The sequence below is a fragment of the Gallaecimonas kandeliae genome (assembly GCF_030450055.1).
Taxonomy (GTDB): domain Bacteria; phylum Pseudomonadota; class Gammaproteobacteria; order Enterobacterales; family Gallaecimonadaceae; genus Gallaecimonas; species Gallaecimonas kandeliae.
In genome coordinates this window covers 2,243,233-2,258,028 of the sequence record NZ_CP118480.1, presented here as the reverse complement: position 1 = coordinate 2,258,028, position 14,796 = coordinate 2,243,233, and the positions used below count along the sequence as shown (strand labels likewise).

Sequence of the window (14,796 nt, the reverse complement as noted above, 5' to 3'; positions counted from 1 at the left end):
AAGCAAGCCCTGGATAACGCGTTTTTCCTGGCGTCAGGACCAGGGGCAATGGAAGGTGCTTTCGGTTTGTTCCATTGCCGGAAGAGCATTGTTGCTAACCAGGCTCAAAGTGGCTGTCCTGTTGGCACCAAATCAGGGTTTGGAGCTGAGGTGGCATGTGCCTGTTGCCGTCTTGACGACATAGGGGAAATATTTTCTCTTGAACCAAAATGCCAGGTTCACCAGGCTGATGAGGACTGGCACTTCGACAAGGGGCCCGATAACGGCCGCAAAGGCTTCCCCCGAGTCGATGCCGAAGACGGCGATGGCGACGGCAATGGCCAATTCAAAGTTGTTCGACGCCGCCGTGAAAGAAAGCGTGGTTGCCTGCTCATAGGTTGCACCCACCTTCCTGGACATATAAAAGGATGCCAGGAACATCACGAGGAAGTAGATCGACAGCGGTATGGCGATGCGGATCACATCGAAAGGCAGCTGGACTATGTACTCCCCTTTGAGGGAAAACATGATCAGGATGGTGAACAAAAGAAAGGCCAAGGTCAGGGGGCTGATCTTGGGGAGCAGCTTCTTCTGATACCACTCTTCACCCTTGGTCTTGAGGCCGATAAACCGGGTCAGCATTCCTGCCAGGAACGGGATCCCAAGGTAGATAAAGACCGACTGGGCGATTTGCCCCATGGAGATATCGACTATAGCCCCCTCCAAACCAAGCCAGCCGGGCAGCTTGGTGATAAAGAACCAGGCGTAGACCGAGAAGAACAGCACCTGGAAGATCGAATTGAAAGCGACGAGTCCGGCGCAATACTCCCGGTCACCGGCGGCGAGATCGTTCCAGACGATAACCATGGCAATGCATCGCGCCAAACCGATAAGGATCAAGCCGACCATGTATTCATGGTGCTCGGACAGGAAAGCGACGGCCAGGCCAAACATGAGGAAGGGGCCTATAAGCCAGTTCTGGACAAGGGAAAGCGCCAACACCCTGTATTCACCGAACACTTCATGCAGCTTCTCATAACGGACCTTCGCCAACGGCGGATACATCATCAGGATAAGGCCGACAGCGATAGGGATGTTCGTAGTCCCGACCTGAAAGGCGTTGATGACGTCCTTCACGCCAGGAAAGAGATAGCCCCCCATCACCCCTATGAACATGGCAAGAAATATCCAGAGCGTCAGAAAGCGATCTAAAAAGGGTAGTTTCTTTCGCTCACTCATAAGTGCCTCTATGCTGGGATTGCTGATGCAAGGATACTATCAATTTCTATATGGCGCCTGCGGCAGGGAGGGCGAAGGTAAACAGCGAGATTTCCCTATCACGAATCTTAACGTTTGACTTAAGCGGCGCCGTTAGGCGTCCGCTTGAAGGAATGGTTAGACATCATTCGCTTCTTGGCAGAAGCCGAGCTGCATTGTGGCGAAATAGCGCATGCGCCAGAAGCACACCGACTGCATCGATCAACAAATGGGCGACCATGCAAGCGAGAATGTTTTCTGTGAGAACGAATAGGGCGGATAACAAGGCACCTGCCCAAACGACGGAAAGCATGTGCGCGGCGCCCCAGCGAAAGTGCGCGACCGTAAACGAGATCAGCGAGAGCACTACCGCTGCATGTGTGCTGTGTAGAAGCACGCCACCAACCCCAATGGCATAGCCTCGGTACAAAGCTTCTTCGGTCACGGCTGCAGTGCATATAACGAACACTTTTGACCGAAGTGAGCGGCTGAGTAGAGCTCGTAGGGGCACGGAATCAGTTGTGTTCGTTCTGGTCGTTTGCCGCTGAAGTAGTTGACAGAAAGGCCATCCGGCCAAGACGGCAAGGGCAGTGGCAATGCCACTTCCGAATACGAGCCATGACAAGCTGGACAAGCCGAGCAGATGGGGCCAGTTTTCCCCAGCTGTAGAAGCAATCGCGAAGGCAGCTCCCGCTACGAGCCATAAGCAAATCCGGGTTGGGAAAGCCATTGGATCCGCTTTCAATGTACGCGCGAAAAGCAGCAACAATGGCGCGCCAAACAGAGATAGCAGCAAGCCGACGGCTAACAGCGTGTCCATGTGATGATGTGAGGTCTAACGCCCTGGTAAGGGGCAAATTGAGCGCAGCTTAATTTGTCCCGCGCAGCCCCGATGGGGCGGAGTGAACTTGACCAGATTGTTATGTTTTATAGCCATGAACCAATATACCTGAATCAGTTTCTTCTATGGGAAAGCTACCTATTTTATTGAGCTCCACTAAAAAGCGGCCTATATTCATTTATCGATTTTTCAGAGGAGCATTATTATAGGATCTATAAGAAAATACTCTTGGTATAAAAATATATTCAATATGCTTGTACTCAACAGGACCGCCAATACCCTCTACAGGGTCGTCAATAGCTGTTTCCCACACTTGCTGCTCACAAGGGGCATGACCATAGAATACATTCTGGGTATCGGTGAAATGATACTCGATACCTGAGAAATCCCTCCCGTGCTCGGCCATGACCAAAAACAGTTTGTTCCACTTTTGGTTCGACATTAATGCGGAAGAGTATTTCTTCCTTATTGATTGATCTTTATGTGCGTCCATACTCTCTCTAAAACATAACGCCTCAAGAAGAGGCGCGGTTTACCGCGTCCTTCTTGCTTGAATTGTTATGACTTTCGATCCACTGTTCTACAACTACCAATTGAGCTTCTAAGTCTGATTTTAGGTGCGGAGCACTGTCACTTGTCCATGTTTCGTCGCACCAATCACAACTATCATATAGGTTACCCAACCAATTGGGATAATAGGCAACATTTTTTGGTAACCCTCTTGGGGCACCCAAAAATCCACTATCGATTTTTCCAACAACTCTACAGACATCCACTGGAGTTAATTTGCCTTCGAGGTAATTTGCAGCCACTTTAATTAGATGTTTAGCCGCCAATATCTCCGCTCCTACTGATTGGCTAGAGAAATCTTTCTCTATTGTCATTGACAATTTCAAAAGTAAACTTTCAAATTGATATTTGTCCGCATCCAGCAGTTCAAATAGTTCTTCAGGAATATCGTCATTTTCAGAAATATACGAATATGCCCATTTCTTGATTGATTCAAGATCCAATTGGTCATACCAGTATTCGATTAATAATTCTTGAAGAGTTCTCATAGTTTAATTTTAGTCATAACAGCGTAATAGTGCGCATGCTCGCTTTGTCTCATTAGATCAGCGCCATAAACTTTAAGCAAGGTACTGATCTCCCATTACATTTCTCTACTGCCATAATATGTCCAAGAATGAAAACGAGCATGCGCGTTATCATTCCAGCCCTGGCTCGACTATCTACTCATCGGATCACGATAAAACCCGCTCCATCAACCACTTACTACTGGTTGGAGGTGTAAAACGCGCATTGCTCGGGGAGGATGGTGCGCATCTGTCTGCGTCCAATGCCGTTCATACTGTATGCCCATCCAAAAAACTGAAGGGAGCTGGCCTCTGCCCAACGGCCAGCCGTTTCAAACCGTCTTGACTTAGCCAAAAGGGCGGATGATATGCCTGCGGCATGGCTTATTGCTTGCCGGGTCCCGCCCCGGCGGGCGGGATACTTTGTTTTCGCACAAAGTCAGCGGGGCTGCCCATCCAAAGGCACCGCCCCTGGCGTTACGCGATGTCCTTACCTCTGGTCGCTCGGAGGCCACCGGCTCATACGCGCTCCCGGCACGTATTCGCCTGCACTTGGGCGGCCCCCTGCCGTCCTGTCTCGGCTGGCCTTTCACTCCCGGCGGCAAGGCGCTTCACTTAAAAGGGGCTCCGGGGTCTCACCTGCCAGCTCGGTTAGCTGTACTGGGCTCTTGTTTCTTCCTTGTGTTGTGCAGAAGCACGAACGGAGCTGCGGGACCTCAGGCCAGAAACTTAAGCCAATGGTGATGGCGCTTTTGCCCCGTTAAGCGCAGCGCTGAGCCGCCGGGAGCGTGAGCTGACGTGAGGCAGGACGCCGAGCGAGCGTAATACGTGGTTGGACCCGCGTATGCAGCGGTCAGCGGCAAGCGACCAGAGGCGAAGGAGAAGCGCAGCGTGGGGCCGGTTTTTGCCTACTTTTGACCCCAAAAGTATGGCGCTGCGGGGCGCCCCCCGCGAACAAAAGCCGCGCCGCCGGGGCCAAGCTAGAAATGAAAGCGCTGCTTTCATGCAGCTTCGCGCTCGCCTCTGGAAGGGCGAGCCGGAATGAACCGCCATGGACGGCTTCCAACTCGGGACCTGTTTGTTACGGCAAGCTACCCTGGCACATCAAAATCCCACGCTACCGCCCTGCCGATCCTCCTTGATAGCCGCCGCAGACATCCCTAATTCCCTGAAAGCAAACCACAATAACCCCCTCTTAACAAGAGAGCTTAAGGAAGCAGCAAGGGGCCACCCAGGCAAAGACTCTACTCAGCCGTCTCTTCGCCAAGCTCCTCCAGATGACGGTAATAGAGGTCAGAGACACCCAGCACATAGACAGGCTTGAGCAGCAGCAGGTTGAAGGCCACGGCCGCCAGCAACGGCAGGCCGGCCCAGAAGAGGACGCCCAGGACGGCGTCGTAAGGCTTGCCGTTTGCGGCAGGCGACAGCCCTTGTTTGTGGAAGAGCACCAGCACGGCGACGAAGACGAGGACGCCCAGCCACCGGCTCAGGCTGCGGTAGCCGGCCCTGAGCCTGGCCAGCTGCTCTGTGTGGCGACTGGCGAAGAAGACGGCCTCCCGGCCGGCCCTGACCAGGGGCGTGCCGTTCAGCAGGGCAGGGGGCAGGCCGCAGAGGGCCAGCTTCCAGGCCAGTTGCTGTTCCCTGGCCTGTGCTGCCTTGGCGCTGCCGAGGGCCGCCAGCAGGCGGCTTGCGGCCAGCTTGACGCAGAGCCAGACATCCAGCCAGTGCAGGGCCCAGAGTTGCAGGGCCCTGGGCAGCACCAGGCGCCAGCAGGCCGAGGCGCTGGCCTGCCCCTGGGTGCGACGCAGCAGCAGCACCGCACTCATGCCGGCCCCGGCCAGGGACAGGGGCAGGGCCGCCAGCCAGATGCAGACGAAAGTCCAGCACAATGCCAGGGCCTGGCCACCGCCGTTGCCCTGGAGTCTGTACCAGCTGTCGGTGGGCATCAGCTGCAGGGCCGGCAGCCACAGCAGCACGCCCAGCAGCAGGGCGGCCCATTGCAGCAGCACGAAGAGCCACCATGTTTTTTCCTGAAAACCCAGGGCCAGGGCCGGCTTGTAGAGGCGCAGCAAGCCCATGAGGCCGCCGCCTGGAGCCTGGCGCAGTTCGCCTGATCGGAAGAGGTTGTATTGTGCCGTGCTGAGGCCATTGAACAGGGTCATGAGAGCCGCCTCCCTTGGGGTTTTCCTCATTGAGCCAAAAGGAAGGGCGGGCGGCCAGGGCTTGTCCGGGGCTTGAGTACAAAAAATGTCCAGCATTGCTCAGGCCAGTATCGCCTCCAGCGCCCTGTCCAGCTCTGGGTAGAGGAACTCGAATCCTGCCTCCAGCAGCCGCTTGGGAATGACCTTCTGGCCGTCCAGCAGCAGGGTGGCCCCTTCCCCCAGCAAGAGCTTGGGCACAAAGGCGGGCAGGGGCAGCAGGGCGGGCCTGTGCAGGGCTCGGCCCAGGGCCTTGGCGAAGTCCCGGCTGGAAACGGGGCTGGGGGCCGTGCAGTCGAAGGGGCCAGAGAGATCGTCGCGGTCAAGCAGGAAGACGATGGCCCGCACCATGTCGGCATGGGCTATCCAGCTCAGGATCTGCTCCCCCTTGCCTACGGGGCCGCCGAGGCCCAGGCGGAAGGCGGGCAGCATCTTCTTGAGGGCCCCGCCGGAGCGGCCCAGCACCATGCCGGTGCGCAGCAGGCAGACCCGGGTGAAGCCCTGGGCCTGCCGGGCCCTGGCCTCCCAGCCGGCGCAGAGGGCGTGGCCGAAGTCCTCGGTGACGCCGGTGAAGGCCTCTGAGACCACCACCTCTGGCGGCTGGGGGCCGTAGTAGCCGACAGCGGAGCCGCTGATGAAGACCCGTGGCGGTGCCTTGGCCTGGGCCATGGCCGCCACCAGCTCTTCGGTCAGGCGCCAGCGGCTGTCCTGCATCCGCTGCTTCTGGCGGGGTGTCCAGCGTTTGTCGGCGATGGGCTCACCGGCCAGGTTGACCACGGCGTCGAAGCCGCCTAAGTCCGGCACCCGGTCGCAAAGGCTGATGTCAGGGCCGAGGCGCTTCCTGGCCTTGTCCTTGTCACGGGTCAGGACTGTGATCGCGAAGCGGCCTTCCAGGGCCTGGCAGAGCCCCTGGCCGATGAAGCCGGTGCCGCCGGTCATAAAAAGTTTTGGCTTGCTCATCCCTTCCTCCAAGCCTGGGCCTGTCCTTGAGTATTAAGGAAAAAACCGGGAAACTCACCCTGCCGGCAGCCTTGGGGCCGGCGGCCTTGAAGAGAAGGATCTGATATGACCCGTTCCTGGATGCTGGGGCTGGCCGCCCTGGTGGTGATACTGGCCGGCATCAAGCTGTCGCTGGCGCTGCTGGTGCCTTTTTTGCTGTCGGCTTTCATCGCCATCAGCTGCAACCCCCTGGTGAACTGGCTGGCCCGCTACAAGGTGCCGCGGGCCCTGGCGGTGGTGCTGATCATCGCCCTCATCGTGCTGGTGGGGCTGATGCTGACCGGCCTGGTGGGCAGCTCCCTGACCCAGTTCTCCGCCAATATTCCCGGCTACCGTGAGCGCTTGCTGACCCAGTTCAGCTGGGTGACAGAGACCCTGGCCAGCCACAACATCAACCTCGACCGTCACCAGCTGCAGACCATACTCGACCCCGGCGCCGCCATGAACCTGGCCGCCAACACCCTGAGCAGCCTCGGCGGCCTGCTGACCAACTTCTTCCTGATCCTGCTGACGGTGGTGTTCATGCTGTTCGAGGCCGAGGAGCTGCCCCGCAAGCTGCACCAGGCCACGGGCGGCGCCGTCCATGTCTACAAGGCCATAGACCGTTTCTTCGCCTCAGTGAACCATTACCTTGGCATCAAGACCCTGGTAAGCCTGGCTACCGGCCTGCTGATCTGGGCCTGGCTCTGGGCCCTGGGGGTGGACTTCCCGCTGCTATGGGGGGTCTTCGCCTTCCTGCTCAACTACATCCCCAACATCGGCTCCATCATCGCCGCCATACCGGCGGTACTGCTGGCCCTGGTGCAGCTGGGCCTGGGCCATGCCGGCCTGGCGGCCCTGGGCTTTTTGCTGGTCAACACATTGATGGGCAATCTGGTGGAGCCGCGGCTGATGGGCCGGGGCCTGGGGCTCTCGACCCTGGTGGTGTTCCTGTCTTTGGTGTTCTGGGGTTGGCTGCTGGGTACCGTCGGCATGCTGCTGTCGGTGCCCTTGACCATGATCATCAAGATCGCCTTGGAATCGAGCCCGAAGAGCGCGCACCTGGCGGTGCTGCTGGGGGGCGCCCTGCCTCAGGAGGAGGAGGCCCGCAGCTGATCGCAGAGGAAGCGCAGGGCCTGCTGGCAGTCCTGGCCGCCGATAAGGCCCTGGCGCTCGGGCCCTGACAGGGGCAGCAGTTCGAGCCAGCGGGCGCTGAGCCAGGCGGCGTCGTCGAAACGCGGCGCCGGGTAGAGCTCGGCCAGCTCGGGGTGTTCGCCAAACACCTGGCTCAGGAGGTCGCGCAGCGGCTCGGCCCCTGTGGGCAGGGGGGCGGCCGGCCAGTTGGGCAGCAGCTCCACCTGGGCCACATGCAGCTTGTCTTCCTCCTGCTCGCTGGAGAGGATATGGTAGCGCTGGCGCCCTTCGACGATGATGCCGAGGCGCCCGTCCTTCAAGGAGGAAAAATCCACCACTTCGACCAGGGTGCCCAGGGGGCAGAGCCGGGCCGGGGTGTCGGGCTCGGCCTTGGGATCGGGCATGCAGATCCCGAAGGGGCGGCGCCCGGCCATGGCGTCGGCCACCATGCGCAGGTAACGCGGCTCGAAGACCCTGAGCGGCATGCGGCCGCCGGGCAGGAGCTGGGTGTCGAGGACAAACTGAGCCACTTCCATTCGTTTTTCTCGTTAACGGGGACAACCTTTATACCCCCAAGTATGTAAAAGCAGATCAGGAGTAGGGATGCTGAAAGTGATTTTTACGGTGTTGGGCCTGGCTCATCTCTGGGCCTGTGATAGGCAAAGGGGCTGGCTTTTCTACCTGACCAAGCCCGGCGCCATGCTGGCGCTGCTGGCCCTGGCCTGGCAGCTGGGTGCCCTGGGCAGCCCCTACGGGCGCTGGCTGCTGGCAGGGCTGGCGCTGTCGACTGTGGGGGACATCTTCCTGATGCTGCCCAAGGAGCGCTTCATCGCCGGGCTCTCTGCCTTTTTGCTGGCTCACCTTTGCTATGTGGCGGCCTTCTGGCCGGGCCTCGGCGCCCCGCACTGGCCCTGGCTGGCCTTGCTGGTGCTCGCGGCCGCTCCCGTGGCCTGGTTGCTCTGGCCCGGCCTCGGCGTCCTCAAGGGGCCCGTCGTCGGCTACATGGCGGCCATAGTGGCGATGGCCTGGCTGGCCGGGGAGCGCTACCTGGGGGAACCCAATGTCGGTACGGCGCTGGCGGCGGCGGGGGCCCTGGTGTTCATGCTGTCGGACAGCCTGCTGGCCTTGGATCGCTTCCGCCGGCCTTTCAAGGGGGCCCAGCTGCTGGTGATGGCCACCTATTTTTCAGCCCAGTACCTGCTGGTGCTGTCCCTGGCCTGAGGACGGCGCAAAAAAAAAGCCCGGCTTTTGCCGGGCTTTTTGCTGGTTGCTCAGTAGGCGCTTTTGATGAAGTCGCGCACCCTCTGGTTGAGCTTGGCGCGGGATTCGGGGTTTACGTACATCATGTGGCCGGCCGGGTAGTAGCTGAAGCTGACATGCTTGGCTATCTCGGGTTCCAGGCCCATGTGGTCGAAGGTGTACTCGGTGGCGAAGAAGGGGGTGGCCAGATCGTAGTAGCCGTTGGCCACCATCACCTTGAGGTGGGTGTTGGTGGAGAGGGCATGGCGCAGATCTTCGGCGACGTTGGTGTAGCCCTGCCAGCCGCCTTGGCCCCAATCCCAGGACATGTTCACCTTGCCGGACAGGATCTGGTACTCGTCGTCGTCCTTGAAGTTGAGTTCGCGGCGCACGTAGTCGTTAAAGGCGGCGGTATAGGGGCCCATGATGGCGGTGTAGCTGGGGTCGTGCTCGAAGGTCTCGCCGGCGGCGTCGTGGTCTATGCCTTCGAAGCGGCTGTCGAGGCGGCCCACGGTGCGGCGCTGGTCACGCATCAGCTCCTTGGTGAAGCGCATGATGTCGATGCGCAGGTTGGTGCGCTCCAGGTAGTCGGTGGACAGGCCGGTGTACTGGTGCAGCTTGTCGGCGATGCGGGCCTTTTCCTCGGCGCCCAGCTTGTCGCCCTTGAAGAGGGCGGCGGCGTAGTCGGTGCCGGCAAATTCACGCACTTCCTTCAAGAAGGCGGGCAGATCCTTGGGCTTGTTGGGCAGCCTGTCGTGGTACCAGGCCGTGGCGGCGTAGGACGGCAGGTAGGTGACAAAGGGCAGATCGTTGCCGGGGTTGAAGCCGACGGTGCTGAAATCCAGCACGCTGGACACCAGGATCACGCCGTTCATGTAGACGCCGCGGCCTTCCAGTTCGTCCACTACTGCGGCACTGCGGGTGGTGCCGTAGGACTCACCGGCCAGGAATTTGGGGGAGTTCCAGCGCTCGGCCTTGGTCAGCCAGAGGCGGATGAAGTCGGCCATGGCCACCTTGTCGGCCTTGACGCCCCAGAAATCCTTGCCCTTGGCGTCGCCCTGGGCCTTGGAGAAGCCGGTGCCGACCGGATCGATGAATACCAAGTCGGTGGTGTCGAGGATGCTGTCGTCGTTATCCACCAGATCGAAGGGGGCGTTGGCGGGCTGCTGGGCGTCGGGGAACTGCACCCGGCGCGGGCCGAAGGTGCCCAGGTGCAGCCAGACGGAAGAGGAGCCGGGGCCGCCGTTGAAGGCGAAGGTCACGGGCCTCTTGGCGGGGTTGTCCACGTCGTCCTTGGTGTAGGCCACATAGAAGAAGCTGGCGCGGGGCTTGCCGTCCTCGTTCTTGAGCACCAGGGTGCCGGTGGTGGCGTGGTAGCTCAGCTTGCTGCCCTTGATGCGGACGCTGTGTTCGGTGACGACCTTCTCTTCCTTGACCTGGGGCGCGGGGGCCGGGGCTTTTTCCTTGTCGGCGGCTTGGGCCAGGGCCGGGGTCAGCACCAGGGCCAGGCTCAGTAGCAACGTTCTCACAGGCAAATCTCTTGTGGTTGTGAATTTAGGCCAGTATTGACGTCCTTGGCCGCCCTGCAAAGAGGCGATCCGACAAAAAGTAAAAGGCCCGCGATTGCGGGCCTTTTTGCTTGGGGTTCAATCAGCTGCGGGTCACGTCCACCAGCAGTTTGAGCACCTGGCCCGGCTGCAGGTAGCCGTTGTCGTCCAACTGGTTCCATTTGCGCAGGTCGGCAACGGACACCTTGAACTTGCTGGCGATGAGGGACAGGGAGTCGCCGCGGCGCACCTTGTAGCTGACGTTGCGGCTGACACCGGACGGCTGGGCGCTGGTCAGCCAGACGGTCAGCTTGCGGTTCAGCGACAGGGTGTCGGTCTTCTTCATGCCGTTCCACTTGGCCAGATCGGCGGTGGAGACGTTGTACTTGTGGGCTATGGTCCAGAGGCTCTCGCCGCTTTGCACCTTGTGGGTGATGGTGGCGCGGCGGTTGGCCACGGCCTGGCTGGGCCTGCCGTCGGCCAGGGCCTGGCTGGACAGGGGGATCATCATCTCCTGGCCGACCCGGATCATGTTGCCCTTGATGTTGTTGGCCTTGCGCAGGGAAGCGACGTCGGTCTCGTACTCGTGGGCGATCTTGAGCAGGCTGTCGCCGCTGCGCACCTTGTGGCGGGCCCAGCGCAGGCGATCCTTGGCGGGCAGGGCGGCCAACTGGGTCTCGAACTGGTCGGCCTTGGCGACGGGCAGCAACAGCGTCTGGGTGGCGTCCGGGCTGGTGGCCCAGCGGTTGAAACCGGGGTTCAACGCATGCAGTTTCTTGACGCTGATGCCGGCCAGATCGGCGGCCACGGACAGGTCCAGCTGCTTCTTGACCTTCACTTCGGCCAGGCGCTGCTCGTTGGCCACGGCCTTGAAGTGGCTGCGGCCTTCCTCGCTCTTGAGGATCTCCACCAGGGCCAGCAGGCGCGGCACATAGGAGCGGGTCTCGCGGGGCAGGTCCAGGGCCCAGAAGTCGGTGGCTTTACCCTTCTTCTTGTTGTGGGCTATGGCCTTGAGCACCCGGCCTTCGCCGGAATTGTAGGCGGCCAGGGCGTTCAGCCAGTCGCCGTCGAACATCTGGTTGAGGTACTTGAGGTAGGCGGCGGCGGCCTTGGTGGAGGCCAGCACGTCGCGGCGGCCGTCATACCAGTAATCCTGCTCCAGGCCGAAACGGTCGCCGGTGCCGCTGATGAACTGCCACATGCCGGCGGCGCGGCCGCGGGAATAGGCGAAGGGGTCGAAGGCGCTCTCCACTATGGGCAGCAGCGCCAGCTCAGCCGGTACCCCGGCGTCCTTCAGCTCTTTGGTGATGAGGTAGAGGAAGGGCTCGGCCCGCTGGGAGACGCGCTCCAGGTATTTGGGGTGCTTCTCGAACCAGCGCTTCTCGGTGAGGATGCGCGGCTCCTGGGCGTTGTAACTCAGGCTGAAGTCGTTGCTGATCTGGTCCCAGAGGTCGTCGAAAGGGGCCACCTGGGCCTGGCTTTCCTGGTCGCCGTCGGCCAGCACGTCCACGTCCGAGCTTTCGGGCTCGGCGGGTAAGGTGTCTGTGCCGGCGGCGGCCACTCCGGTGTCTTCCTGGGTGTCAGTGGCCAGGGAAACGGGCACGGCCTCTTCTTCCTGGGCACCTTTGGTCATCTGGCAGCCGGCCAGTACGGCCGGCAGCAACAAGGCTAATAAGGTTTTTTTCATCAATGTCATTTTTGGTGTTGGGGCGGTACTCAGCTCACGTCCTTGTAACGTCTCAGGGCCGCAAAAACCGAGACTGCCGTCTGGCAGGGGGCCTGGGCAAAGGCCTCGGCCGCTGTCTTGATGGCGGTCTGTTCAACGCGCAAGAAAGGATTGATGGCCTTTTCTTTCGCCAGGGTGGAGGGCAGTGTCGGCTGGCCTTGTCGGCGCAGTTCGGCGACGTCCTCCGCGTACGCTTTCAATGCCTGGTTGGCCGGTTCGACCTTCAAGGCAAACCCCAGGTTGGCCTGGGTGTATTCATGGGTGCAATAAACCCTGGTCTGGTCCGGCAGCGCTGCCAGTTTCTGCAGCGAGCCGTACAGGGTGGCGGCATCACCTTCGAACAGGCGCCCGCAACCACCGCTGAACAGGGTATCGCCACAAAAAAGCATTCCCTGACCGAAATAGGCGATGTGGTCCAGAGTATGCCCGGGAACGGCCAGTACCTGCAAAGGGCCAAGCCCTTGAAGTTGAACCTGATCACCTTCTGCGAGGGGCACAGTGATGCCCTCGATGGCCTCATTGGCCGGCCCATAGACGGGTACGGCGTGGCGGGCCACCAGCGCTTTGATACCGCCGGTGTGGTCCCAGTGGTGGTGGGTGATGAGGATGGCGTCGAGGGTCCAGCCCTTGGCATCCAGCACCGCCTGCACGGCGGCGGCGTCGCCCGGGTCCACCACCGCCAGGCCGGCCGGCCCGGTGCGGATGGCCCAGATGTAGTTATCCTTAAAGGCAGGGATGGCAAAAACCGGATCCCCACTGGCGCTTGTCTTGTTCATTGGCTCCTCCCCAGGCATTGTGTCATCAGTCCCAGCGGATGCTAGCGAAGATGCTGTTCAAACCCGTTACCCGAGATCACAGCGGCACCATGCCCCAGTCCTGGCAAAGTCTCAAGGACGGCGACTGGTTGCTCGAACAGGAAGCCTGCCGGCTCAGCCTCTGGTGGCCGCGTTTCTACGGCTATTACCTGGTCAAGCTGGGGCCCCTGGCCGGCGCCTTCGACACCTCGGCGGCCCGGGTGCAGCGCCATTGGCAACTGGGCGGGGCAGGGCAGGTACTGTATGCCGGCCCCGAGCTGCCGCTGCAGGAGCGCAGCGTCGACGTGCTGGTGCTGTCCCACAACCTCGAATACAGCAGCGATCCCCACCAGCTGATGCGCGAAGCGCAAAGGGTGCTGGTGGACGGCGGCCACCTGGTGCTGACCGGCTTCAACCCCCTCTCCCTGCTGAACCTTTGCGGCTTCTGGAAGAAGACGCCACCCTTCGACGGCCGCTTCTACCACCCGCTGCGCATCAAGGACTGGCTGGCGCTGCTGGGCTTTGAGATCTTGAGCGACGAGCGGCTGCTGTTCGGCCCCTCCTTGTCCAAGAGCCCCCAGTGGCTGGAAGCCATGGGCGAGAACTACGCCCACTTCCTCGGCGCCGTCTATGTGCTGGTGGCCCGCAAGCGCAGCCTGCCGGCGATTGCCAGCCCGGCCCTGAACAGGCGCAAGGTGCGGGTGGTATCCCCCATCGCCGGCCCTGTGACCGGAAGGGTGGCAAGGCAAGGTTCTTCTGGCGCCAAGGGCTGAGGAAGGGCCCTGCTAGTGGCGCTGCAGCCAGGCGGGCAGGGCGGCCAGGTTGTCGAGCACGGCGTCCGGCACCACCTCGCCGCCCAGCTGCTCTGGGCGGAACTTGCCGGTTTTGACCAGCAGCCCCTTGAGCCCCGCCTGTTGCGCCGCCGCCACGTCGCTGTGGATATCGTCCCCCACCATGGCCACCTCCGAAGGCGCCAGCCCCAGCAACTCGGCCCCCAGCACGAAGGCCCTGGGATCGGGCTTGCCGCAGACCACCAGCTCGGCGCCGGTAGCGCCTGAGAGCAGCTTGCTGAAGGGGCCCACGTCCAGCTTGAGGCCGGCCGGGCCCTGGTAGAAAGTGCTGAGCCCCAGGCTGATGATGGGCAGCTCCGGCTGGCTTTTCAGCAGGTTGAAGAGGCGGTTCAGCAGCTCGTAGTCCCAGCGCGCGCCAATGTCCCCCAGCACCAGGGCTTGGGGGCGAGCGTCGCTGAGTTCAAAACCTGCAAAGGCGGCCAGGGCCTCTGGCTCCACCAGGGGCCAGATGCGGCTGATGCCGCGCTTGTGAAGCTCCAGGGTCGCCAGGCTGATGGGGGTCAGCACCTGCTCTGGCGCCACGATGAGGCCCAGGCGGCCAAGCAGCTCGGCCAGGCCTTGCGGGCTGCGGCTGGTGGTGTTGGTGAGGAAGGCCAGCGGCAGTTCGCCGAGGGCCTGGATGGCATCCAAGGCGCCAGGCAGCGGCCTTTCCTGCAGGTAGACCACACCGTCCAAGTCGCAGAGGATGCCCTTGACCATCTCAGCCCTCGAAGCCGCTGTCTTCCAGTAAAGTATTGGACTCGGCGGCGGCCCGGGCCAACTGGTCCACCTTTTCGTTCTCCGGGTGGCCAGAGTGGCCCTTGACCCAGTGCCAGCTGATTTGGTGCGGGGCCTGGGCCTTGTCGAGGCGCTGCCAGAGATCCTGGTTTTTCACCGGTTGGCGGGCGGCGGTGCGCCAGCCGTTCTTCTTCCAGCCGGCCATCCACTGGGTGATGCCCTGGCGCACGTACTGGCTGTCGGTCCAGATGTCGATGGTGCAGGGCTCCTTGAGCACCTCCAGGCCGACGATGGCGGCCAGCAGCTCCATGCGGTTGTTGGTGGTCAGGCGGTAGCCTTGGCTCAAGCATTTCTCATGCTGCCGATAACGCAATAGGACCCCATAGCCGCCAGGGCCGGGGTTGCCGAGGCAGGAGCCGTCGGTATAGAGGGTGATCTGTTTTTGCACGGGTCTTTCGT

The 14,796-nt window shown here is 61.3% G+C and carries 15 protein-coding genes; 3 read left to right on the top strand and 12 right to left on the bottom strand.

Annotated features, from left to right (window positions below):
* Positions 1 to 132 precede the first annotated feature (132 nt).
* The 6 genes from arsB to PVT67_RS11115 form a co-directional block, all read right to left on the bottom strand.
* Positions 133 to 1,218, bottom strand: coding sequence for an ACR3 family arsenite efflux transporter (gene arsB, locus PVT67_RS11140; RefSeq protein WP_301493699.1), 1,086 nt, complete (start codon positions 1,216 to 1,218; stop codon positions 133 to 135).
* Between the two features lie 163 nt (positions 1,219 to 1,381).
* Positions 1,382 to 1,681 (bottom strand): CPBP family intramembrane glutamic endopeptidase, encoded by a 300-nt coding sequence (locus tag PVT67_RS11135; protein WP_301493698.1) that lies wholly within the window; start codon positions 1,679 to 1,681, stop codon positions 1,382 to 1,384.
* A 574-nt stretch (positions 1,682 to 2,255) separates the two neighbouring features.
* A complete protein-coding gene (locus PVT67_RS11130; RefSeq protein ID WP_301493697.1) occupies positions 2,256 to 2,570 on the bottom strand; it encodes a hypothetical protein in 315 nt (104 codons plus the stop codon).
* A gap of 22 nt (positions 2,571 to 2,592) precedes the next feature.
* The gene (locus tag PVT67_RS11125) at positions 2,593 to 3,135 is read right to left on the bottom strand and encodes a hypothetical protein (RefSeq protein ID WP_301493696.1); all 543 of its coding nucleotides are present in this window, start codon (positions 3,133 to 3,135) and stop codon (positions 2,593 to 2,595) included.
* 1,262 nt (positions 3,136 to 4,397) lie between these two features.
* On the bottom strand, positions 4,398 to 5,315 hold the full coding sequence (locus tag PVT67_RS11120; protein ID WP_301493695.1) for a hypothetical protein: 918 nt from the start codon (positions 5,313 to 5,315) through the stop codon (positions 4,398 to 4,400).
* Between the two features lie 99 nt (positions 5,316 to 5,414).
* Positions 5,415 to 6,311: a TIGR01777 family oxidoreductase gene (locus tag PVT67_RS11115; RefSeq protein WP_301493694.1), complete on the bottom strand. Its 897-nt coding sequence runs from the start codon at positions 6,309 to 6,311 to the stop codon at positions 5,415 to 5,417.
* A 105-nt stretch (positions 6,312 to 6,416) separates the two neighbouring features.
* On the opposite strand from PVT67_RS11115, the gene PVT67_RS11110 reads away from it, so the two are divergent.
* Complete coding sequence (locus PVT67_RS11110) at positions 6,417 to 7,445, top strand: AI-2E family transporter (protein WP_301493693.1); 1,029 nt, start codon at positions 6,417 to 6,419, stop codon at positions 7,443 to 7,445.
* Here PVT67_RS11110 and PVT67_RS11105 read toward each other — a convergent pair.
* On the bottom strand, positions 7,421 to 7,999 hold the full coding sequence (locus tag PVT67_RS11105) for an LON peptidase substrate-binding domain-containing protein (RefSeq protein ID WP_301493692.1): 579 nt from the start codon (positions 7,997 to 7,999) through the stop codon (positions 7,421 to 7,423). The genes PVT67_RS11110 and PVT67_RS11105 overlap by 25 nt on opposite strands.
* 67 nt (positions 8,000 to 8,066) lie before the next feature.
* Between PVT67_RS11105 and PVT67_RS11100 the strand changes: the two genes are divergently transcribed.
* Positions 8,067 to 8,684 carry a lysoplasmalogenase gene (locus PVT67_RS11100; RefSeq protein ID WP_301493691.1) on the top strand — a complete coding sequence of 206 codons (618 nt, stop codon included), beginning with the start codon at positions 8,067 to 8,069 and terminating at the stop codon, positions 8,682 to 8,684.
* Positions 8,685 to 8,734: 50 nt separating this feature from the next.
* Here PVT67_RS11100 and PVT67_RS11095 read toward each other — a convergent pair whose 3' ends face one another.
* The 3 genes from PVT67_RS11095 to gloB all read right to left on the bottom strand — a co-directional run bounded on the left by PVT67_RS11095 (position 8,735) and on the right by gloB (position 12,751).
* Positions 8,735 to 10,231, bottom strand: a complete 1,497-nt coding sequence (locus PVT67_RS11095; RefSeq protein WP_301493689.1) for a S10 family peptidase — start codon at positions 10,229 to 10,231, stop codon at positions 8,735 to 8,737.
* Between the two features lie 121 nt (positions 10,232 to 10,352).
* Positions 10,353 to 11,936, bottom strand: a complete 1,584-nt coding sequence (locus PVT67_RS11090) for a lytic transglycosylase (RefSeq protein ID WP_301493687.1) — start codon at positions 11,934 to 11,936, stop codon at positions 10,353 to 10,355.
* A 29-nt stretch (positions 11,937 to 11,965) separates the two neighbouring features.
* Complete coding sequence (gene gloB / locus PVT67_RS11085; RefSeq protein WP_301493686.1) at positions 11,966 to 12,751, bottom strand: hydroxyacylglutathione hydrolase; 786 nt, start codon at positions 12,749 to 12,751, stop codon at positions 11,966 to 11,968.
* Between the two features lie 50 nt (positions 12,752 to 12,801).
* Here gloB and PVT67_RS11080 point away from each other — a divergent pair, with 50 nt between their 5' ends.
* A complete protein-coding gene (locus PVT67_RS11080; RefSeq protein ID WP_301493684.1) occupies positions 12,802 to 13,542 on the top strand; it encodes a class I SAM-dependent methyltransferase in 741 nt (246 codons plus the stop codon).
* Between the two features lie 12 nt (positions 13,543 to 13,554).
* On the opposite strand, the gene PVT67_RS11075 is transcribed toward PVT67_RS11080, so the two are convergent.
* A complete protein-coding gene (locus tag PVT67_RS11075) occupies positions 13,555 to 14,319 on the bottom strand; it encodes an HAD-IIA family hydrolase (protein WP_301493682.1) in 765 nt (254 codons plus the stop codon).
* A gap of 1 nt (position 14,320) precedes the next feature.
* A complete protein-coding gene (rnhA, locus tag PVT67_RS11070) occupies positions 14,321 to 14,785 on the bottom strand; it encodes a ribonuclease HI (protein ID WP_301493681.1) in 465 nt (154 codons plus the stop codon).
* Positions 14,786 to 14,796 lie beyond the last annotated feature (11 nt).

Excerpts from the sequence above, each read along its gene's own strand:
- arsB (WP_301493699.1), bottom strand. The coding sequence starts at position 1,218 with ATGAGTGAGCGAAAGAAACTACCCTTTTTAGATCGCTTTCTGACGCTC.
- PVT67_RS11130 (WP_301493697.1), bottom strand. The coding sequence starts at position 2,570 with ATGGACGCACATAAAGATCAATCAATAAGGAAGAAATACTCTTCCGCA.
- PVT67_RS11125 (WP_301493696.1), bottom strand. The coding sequence starts at position 3,135 with ATGAGAACTCTTCAAGAATTATTAATCGAATACTGGTATGACCAATTG.
- PVT67_RS11120 (WP_301493695.1), bottom strand. The coding sequence starts at position 5,315 with ATGACCCTGTTCAATGGCCTCAGCACGGCACAATACAACCTCTTCCGA.
- PVT67_RS11115 (WP_301493694.1), bottom strand. The coding sequence starts at position 6,311 with ATGAGCAAGCCAAAACTTTTTATGACCGGCGGCACCGGCTTCATCGGC.
- PVT67_RS11110 (WP_301493693.1), top strand. The coding sequence starts at position 6,417 with ATGACCCGTTCCTGGATGCTGGGGCTGGCCGCCCTGGTGGTGATACTG.
- PVT67_RS11105 (WP_301493692.1), bottom strand. The coding sequence starts at position 7,999 with ATGGAAGTGGCTCAGTTTGTCCTCGACACCCAGCTCCTGCCCGGCGGC.
- PVT67_RS11100 (WP_301493691.1), top strand. The coding sequence starts at position 8,067 with ATGCTGAAAGTGATTTTTACGGTGTTGGGCCTGGCTCATCTCTGGGCC.
- PVT67_RS11090 (WP_301493687.1), bottom strand. The coding sequence starts at position 11,936 with ATGAAAAAAACCTTATTAGCCTTGTTGCTGCCGGCCGTACTGGCCGGC.
- gloB (WP_301493686.1), bottom strand. The coding sequence starts at position 12,751 with ATGAACAAGACAAGCGCCAGTGGGGATCCGGTTTTTGCCATCCCTGCC.
- PVT67_RS11080 (WP_301493684.1), top strand. The coding sequence starts at position 12,802 with ATGCTGTTCAAACCCGTTACCCGAGATCACAGCGGCACCATGCCCCAG.
- PVT67_RS11075 (WP_301493682.1), bottom strand. The coding sequence starts at position 14,319 with ATGGTCAAGGGCATCCTCTGCGACTTGGACGGTGTGGTCTACCTGCAG.